Annotated in this window: 5 protein-coding genes and 1 pseudogene; 5 read left to right on the plus strand and 1 reads right to left on the minus strand. The window is 58.8% G+C overall.

Features of this window, described 5'->3' with window-relative positions:
- The first annotated feature begins 2 nt into the window (after window positions 1-2).
- Window positions 3-977, plus strand: coding sequence for an alpha/beta fold hydrolase (locus tag ACQKOE_RS05870; protein WP_169495432.1), 975 nt, complete (start codon window positions 3-5; stop codon window positions 975-977).
- A 55-nt stretch (window positions 978-1,032) separates the two neighbouring features.
- Window positions 1,033-3,747, plus strand: coding sequence for a TonB-dependent receptor (locus ACQKOE_RS05875; RefSeq protein ID WP_292970564.1), 2,715 nt, complete (start codon window positions 1,033-1,035; stop codon window positions 3,745-3,747).
- 91 nt (window positions 3,748-3,838) lie between these two features.
- Here the strand turns inward: ACQKOE_RS05875 and ACQKOE_RS05880 are convergent, their stop codons facing one another.
- Window positions 3,839-4,612 (minus strand): NUDIX hydrolase, encoded by a 774-nt coding sequence (locus ACQKOE_RS05880; RefSeq protein WP_169495434.1) that lies wholly within the window; start codon window positions 4,610-4,612, stop codon window positions 3,839-3,841.
- 218 nt (window positions 4,613-4,830) lie between these two features.
- Here ACQKOE_RS05880 and ACQKOE_RS05885 point away from each other — a divergent pair, with 218 nt between their 5' ends.
- The 3 genes and pseudogenes from ACQKOE_RS05885 to ACQKOE_RS05895 all read left to right on the plus strand — a co-directional run.
- Entirely contained in the window at window positions 4,831-5,010 is a 180-nt protein-coding gene (locus ACQKOE_RS05885; protein ID WP_292970561.1) for a transposase, read from the plus strand.
- 505 nt (window positions 5,011-5,515) lie between these two features.
- A complete protein-coding gene (locus ACQKOE_RS05890) occupies window positions 5,516-5,842 on the plus strand; it encodes a helix-turn-helix domain-containing protein (RefSeq protein WP_427511931.1) in 327 nt (108 codons plus the stop codon).
- 181 nt (window positions 5,843-6,023) lie between these two features.
- A pseudogene (locus ACQKOE_RS05895) lies at window positions 6,024-6,960 on the plus strand (IS3 family transposase); the annotation flags it as partial.

The raw sequence follows: 6,960 nt of genomic DNA on the forward strand, positions 1-6,960 counted from the left end.
CCTTGTCGAGTGACATAACGAACGGTCTTGGCGATATCGATCCGGAATGGGCACCGAACCCTGAAGAACTGCCCCGCTGGTTTGTCGATGCCCTTGCCGTTCCGCGCGAGGAAGGCTTCGTTGAGGTTGATGGCACGGGGATCCACTATTTCCGGTGGGGGCAGCGCGGTAAGCCACCCGTGCTGATGACTCACGGCTTCCTCGCCCACGCCCGCTGCTTTGCCTTCATCGCGCCATTCCTTGCGAACGATTACGACGTCGTAGCCTACGACCTGTCCGCAATGGGCGACAGCGCGGTGCGCGAAAATTGCGACATGGCCGCGCGCGGCCGGGAAATGATCGGAGTGGCGCGGGCGCTGGGCTTGTTCGATGCTGACCGGAAACCGGCGATCGTCGCGCACAGCTTCGGTGCCAGTGTCGCGCTGGAGGCGCTTGAACAATTGCCTGGCGGCTTTGCCGGTGCAGCCACTTGCGACATGATGACCCTGCGCCCCGCCATGCTCGAAGCATTCTGGGCAGGCGGCCACACCAGCCCGGGTTCAGGCAATCCCGACAAGCCGCAGCGCATCTACCCGGACTTTGCGACTGCCCGCAGCCGCTACAAGCTCTCGCCGCCGCAGCAAGTGGGGGAACCGTTCCTGATGGACTATATGGCCTATCATTCCTTGCGCCGGGTCGAAGGCGGCTGGAGCTGGAAGTTCTCGCCTGCGGTGTTCAATCGCGACAATTCGCGTGCCGATTGGCTAGCGATCGGCCCTAAACTGGTTTCGGCACCGGGGCGAAAGGCGATCGTGCATGGCGAGGAAAGCCTGTTGTTCACGCGAGACTCGCGGAATTTCGTGCACGAGCTTGGCGGAACCGACATCCCGATCATCGCGATACCCAATTCACGACACCATTTGATGCTGGATCAGCCCTTGGCATTTCTTGCCGCGATCCGATCGGTGCTAGGATGCTGGCTTTGGCCGCCCGGTTGATCGGCAGCTAGAAATCAACGTGAGTTCAAGATTCTAAAAAAGTGAGGAGGATTATATGTTGAGATCTAATGGTTTTCATTTGATGGCGTTGTCGGGATCATGCAGCCTATTAGCGATAGCGAGTCCTGCTCTGGCCCAGCAAACCGCCGGGGGTGAGGCAAATGTGAGCGAGCAGGTCGAGCAGCAAGCGCCGGGTGGAGAAATCGTGGTCACCGCAACCCGCCGTTCGGAAACCCTCTCCAAGGTTCCGCTGGCGGTTACCGCCGTTAATGCTCAATCGTTGCAGAATTCCGGCGCAAGCGATATTCGGCAACTTGGCCAGCTCGCACCTTCCTTGATGGTCTCTTCGACAGGAACCGAAGCTAACGGCTCGGCGCGCGTTCGCGGCGTGGGGACAGTCGGGGACAATCCGGGCCTTGAAAGTTCGGTCGCGGTATTCATTGATGGCGTCTACCGGTCTCGGTCCGGCGTTGCCTTGTCGGAACTTGGCGAGGTCGAGCGGATCGAAGTGCTGCGCGGACCGCAGGGCACACTGTTTGGCCGGAATGCGTCGGCTGGCTTGATTCATGTGATCAGCAAGAAGCCATCCTTCACCTTCGGAGCGAACGCCGAGGCCAGCTATGGCAATTATGATTATTGGCGCCTGGCTGGTTCGATAACCGGCCCTTTGACCGATACACTCGCGGCAAAGATTGAGGGCGTATACGCCAAGCGCGACGGCTTTTATGACGATGTGAACACAGGAACGACAGTTAACAACCGTGATCGCTATTTCGTGCGCGGGCAATTTCTGTTCGAACCGACGGATGCAACCAGCGTCAGGTTGATCGGCGATTACACGCACCGCGAAGAAGCATGTTGCGGAGCAGCATATATCGATGCGGCCTTCAATCCGCTGATCGGGGGCCTCAACGATCCGGCTCAGAACAACATCGTCAAGGTTCTGCTCGATCTCGGCCAACAGTCCCAGGCATTCAGCGATCCGTTCAGCCGAAAGATCTGGACATCCACCGCCCATCCGATGGGCGGGACCATCAACGATGGTGGCGTTTCGCTTGAGATCAATCACGATTTCGGCGCGGCAAAGCTCACCTCCATCACGGGCTATCGCGAGTTCAAGAGCGAACAGGAAGGTGATAGCGATTATTCCACGGTTGATCTGCTCTACAGGGCTCCTGGCTCTTTCCGGCAGTTCAAGACCTTCACCCAGGAATTGCGCCTTCAGGGTTCAGCCTTCGACGATAAGCTGGATTGGCTGGTTGGGGGCTATTTCGCGGACGAAAAGCTGAATGTCGACGATGCGCTGCGCTTTGGCAGCCAATACGGACGCTTCGCCGCCTGCCGGATCGTTTCGGGCGGAGGCCTCGCGGGCTTCTACGATCCTGCAAGCACCGGTTGCCTCAGTGCAACCGGCCGGACTGTCGTGGGAAGTTTTGGCGCTGACATTATCAATGGCTTTGATCGCCTCGATTCGATCCGCAACGTCGGTACGACGATGGATTCGTACCACCAGCATTCCAAGAATTATGCGATGTTCACGCACAACATCATCACACTTGCCGATGAATTGAAGTTGACGCTTGGCGCGCGTTACACGTGGGAAGACAAGAGCCTCGACGCCACCTTTGGCAACAACAACACGATTTGTCCGGCATTGCAGGGAACCTTGATCGATGATCTTTCCAGCGCCAACGCCACGGTTCGCACGCTAGCCGGATCGCTCCTCAGCCTGGGCTGCCAGGGGAACTCGACATCCGAGGTGAACAGGGTCTCGATCAACGGCAAGCGCAGTGAAAGTGAATTCACCTATACGGCGGGCCTCTCCTATCAGGTCCGCCCAGAGGTAATGATCTATGCCAACTATTCAAAGGGATACAAGGCGGGTGGATTCAATCTCGATCGATCTGCCCTTAAGTCGCCAATCATGCCATTTGCGGCAGGTGGCGGCGCGCAGGCCTATGTCCACAACCTCATGTTCGATCCGGAATATGTCAAAGCCTATGAGGTGGGTCTGAAGTACAGCTCGCGGGAATTCAGCCTGTCCGTGACAGGATTTCGGCAGGAGTTCAGCAACTTCCAGTTGAACACTTTCGCCGGCGCGGTTTACATCGTTCAAACGGTCAACGGTTGCAAGGCTAGCCTGGGCGGTGCGGACAGGGACGCTGATCCAGCTACCGGCTCCTGTGCTTCCGGCGATGTTGGCTACGGTGTCCTCAGCCAGGGTGTGGAGATCGAGGGTTCCTTGCGCCCTGTGCGCAATCTGACCTTTAACCTTGGTGTCACTTACGCCAGCACAAAATACCGCGACAACCTGGTCGGAAACAGCCAAGGTGCTCCGCTTGACCCGGCATTGCGCGTGCTGCCTGGCAAGCAGATCTCGAATTCCGCACCGTGGGTGGTCACCAGTTCGGCCTCCTGGACACCCGAAATCGGCAGTTCGGGATTGCATGCGCTGTTTTACGTCGATGCCCGGCTCAGCTCGGATTATAATACAGGGTCGGACCTCTATCCGCAAAAGAGTCAAGATAGCTTCGTGGTCGTCAATGGACGCATTGGTTTGCGTGGTCAGGATGAGCGTTGGGGAGTGGAGTTCTGGGTCCAGAATCTCTTCAACCAGGACTACACTCAGGTAACCTTCAACACGCCTTATCAGGCAGGCGGAAGTTCAGCCAGTTACGGCTATCCCCAGTTTCCGGGCGGACGGCAAATCTTCTCGTCATTCCTCGCCGAGCCACGTACCTACGGTGTCACGGTGCGCGGCAAGTTCTGATTAGTCATCATCAGCTTCCGGGATGCTTCATTGTGTCCCGGAGGCTGCCTTGACTTGGCGTTATTAGTTTTTCAACCCTGATTAGTAATAGCTATCCGACAACTTCGACTACGGAACCATAACCGGCATTATCGGGAATCACGAGGAGACGTTTGCCATCGCGTTCTTCCAGCGCGGGGATAACGGTAACCAAGGTTCGCTCCTCCGCGCGCTTGATACAATCCGCCGCATCATTGGCTTCGGCCAGCAGTTGCACGTTCATCCGAGTCGGGAAGATAACCGTGCGCTCGCCGCATTTGGCCAGGCGCAAGACATCGCTTGGTGAGATCCATTCGGCATCGACGGTCTCGTGCCCATCGCAGGCAGCGACCTGGTTGGCGGGGGCGTGGACCACATAGAAAAAGGTGTCGAACCGCTTTGGCATGATCAGCGGCGTGATCCAACGGGCAAAAATGCTGAGCGCATCAAGCCGCAAAAGCACACCCAATTCACGCACCACGTCGATGAAGGCAATTTCGCCACGTTCGACGGAGGCACGCACATCTGGATCAGAAGCGGCCTCGAACAGGTCGCTGCCAGGATAGCGCGCCAGCAGAATGCCGGCCTCTTCGAAGACCTCACGGATTGCAGCTATGCGAAGGGAACGCTGAACAACGTCAAACTGATCCCATCCAGCGCAATGCTCCACCCAGGCCGGGTTCGAATCGCCTCGATGTAACTTTCCGCCGGGAAAAACGAGCGCACCGGAGGCAAAATCGACTTGCTGGTGGCGTCTAACCATCAGCACCTGGAATTCGGGATCATCGCGCAGCAACATGATCGTTGCTGCCGGTTTGGGCTCATGTGCTCCTTTATCATGGCGCATCTCGTCTTTCCTTTTGCTATCTAGCCAGCCAGTTTAATCATGCCGTTTGCGCCATGCAAACGCCAGCTTTAGAACCTAGCCGACATAGACACCCCGGCCACTCGCCAACAATTGGCCGTTGCCATCTTCGATCCGTAACCGCTGTTCGGCCCCCACCTTGCGCGGGTAATGTCCAACGTTGAGCTTGCGGGCCTGATTTGGGCTGAGGCGCTACTCCTATGATAATCCCGTGTGATGATCCTGTGAGCAAGGGCGCGCAGCGGTTCGAGATATTCACCGGTGCGGGCAAACGGCGCGATTGGCCACCGGAGGTCAAGGCATCGATTGTGGCGGAGTGCTATGCGGGCAACAGAGGTGTCGGCGCCGTTGCCCGTCGCCATGGTCTTGACCCTTCGTAGGTCTATGCTTGGCGGAAGGATTTGCACAAGTAACTGGCGGTCAAGGACCGGCACCTTTGCCGGCAGAACCGGCTACCACGGCGTTCGTGCCCGCAGTGGTCGAGTTGAGCCCACTGCCGGATCCGGCATCTGCGCGTCGAGCCCGGCACAGGCGGCGTGCTTCAACGGCTGCGGTGGAACTGGAGATTGACTGCGTAGCGGTAAAGATTGCGCGCGGTGCCAATGCCAGCGTGATTACCGCGGTGATAGAAGCACTCAAGGCCACCCGATGATCGGACCCGGCCCTGGCGCGCGCGTGATGGTGCCAACGCGACCGGTGGATTTCCGCAAAGGGCCCGACGCATTGGCGGCGCTAGAGCGTTTTCCACAGCTGCTGAATCGACGGGGATTCCTGTTCGGCTGAAAATCTGATTCATCCTGCCTGCTGGGCAGGAGGCCAGCATTGATGGCCAGAGCGTTATCTCAGGATTTGCGGGATCGAGTGGTTGCTGCGGTGGAGGGCGGCATGAGTTGCCGAGCCGTCGCAGCGCGTTTCGGTATCGGCGTGGCTACGGCGGTCCGCTGGCGTCAGATGGGGCTTGCGCATGGTCGGGCAGTTGCTGGCAAGCCGGGTGGTGACCAGCGTTCCTCCAAGACCGATGCTCACGCTGGGCTGATAATGACGATGCTCGACGACAATGGCGGCATTACCCTTGCCGAGCTCCGTTCCGGACTTGCCGCCCAGGGAGTCCTGGTCGGCATTGGTACGCTGTGGCGGTTCTTCGATCGTCGCGGAATTACGAGGAAAAAAAGACCGGCCACGCGATCGAGCAAGACCGCCCCGACGTCCTGAGCCAGCGCCGGCGCTGGTTCAACGGCGAAATCGATCTGGAGCCGGAGCGCCTCGTGTTCATCGACGAGACATGGACCGCCACCAACATGACCCGAAGCCACGGCCGCTGCGCCAAGCGTGATCTGCCCCCTTCTGAGTGGTCCAATTTCTATTTTAGGAATGGCCACGAAGGAGGAATGGAATGGCAAGGAAGCACAAGCCGGAAGACATTATCGGCAAGCTGCGTGAAGCGGAGATCGTGCTCGCACAGGGCGGAACGGTTGCAGATGCTTGCCGACGGATCGGTGTTACCGAACAGAGTTATTATCGCTGGCGTAAAGAATACGGCGGCCTGAAGATGGATCAGGTTCGGCGGATGAAAGAGTTGGAGAAGGAGAATGCCCGGTTGCGCCGAGCGGTGTCGGACCTGACGCTCGACAAGCTGATCCTGCAGGAAGCTGCACGGGGAAACTTCTGAGCCCCGCCAGGCGTCGGCGCTGTATCGATCATATTAGGGGCATAATGCCTGTGTCCGAGCGGCGTGTCTGCCGTGTGCTGGGGCAACATCGATCGACACAGCGCAAAACGCCGCGTGGGGCAGATGACGAAGCCGCGCTGACCGAAGACATCATTGCTTTTGCCCGGCAGTATGGCCGGTATGGCTACCGTCGGGTGACCGCCCTACTGCGCGAGGCAGGCTGGCATGTGAGCTTCAAGCGGGTGGAGCGCATCTGGCGCCGTGAGGGACTGAAAGTGCCTCAGAAGCAACCGAAGCGAGGGAGGCTCTGGCTAAACGACGGCTCATGTATCCGACTGCGCCCAGAATATCCGGGGCACGTGTGGTCCTACGACTTTGTCGAGGGCCGTACGCACGATGGTCGCAAGTTCCGCATCCTGTCGATCATCGACGAGGCCAGCAGGGAGTGCCTGGCCTTGCCGGTGGCGCGGCGGCTGCGTAGCGAAGATGTGCTGGCGGCGCTGGCAGAGTTGTTCGTCACCCGCGGGCCACCGGCGCACATACGGTCGGACAATGGCCCGGAGTTTATCGCCAATGCCGTCCAACAGTGGCTGGCGAAGATCGGCGTGAAGACGCTCTACATCACACCCGGCAGCCCATGGGAGAATGGCTACTGTGAGTC

This window comes from Novosphingobium sp. NPDC080210 (assembly GCF_050281025.1).
Classification (GTDB): domain Bacteria; phylum Pseudomonadota; class Alphaproteobacteria; order Sphingomonadales; family Sphingomonadaceae; genus Novosphingobium.

Bases quoted from the DNA above. Each gene is read 5' to 3' on its own strand.
- ACQKOE_RS05875 (WP_292970564.1), top strand. From the start codon at position 1,033: ATGTTGAGATCTAATGGTTTTCATTTGATGGCGTTGTCGGGATCATGC.
- ACQKOE_RS05880 (WP_169495434.1), bottom strand. From the start codon at position 4,612: ATGCGCCATGATAAAGGAGCACATGAGCCCAAACCGGCAGCAACGATC.
- ACQKOE_RS05885 (WP_292970561.1), top strand. From the start codon at position 4,831: ATGATAATCCCGTGTGATGATCCTGTGAGCAAGGGCGCGCAGCGGTTC.
- ACQKOE_RS05890 (WP_427511931.1), top strand. From the start codon at position 5,516: ATGAGTTGCCGAGCCGTCGCAGCGCGTTTCGGTATCGGCGTGGCTACG.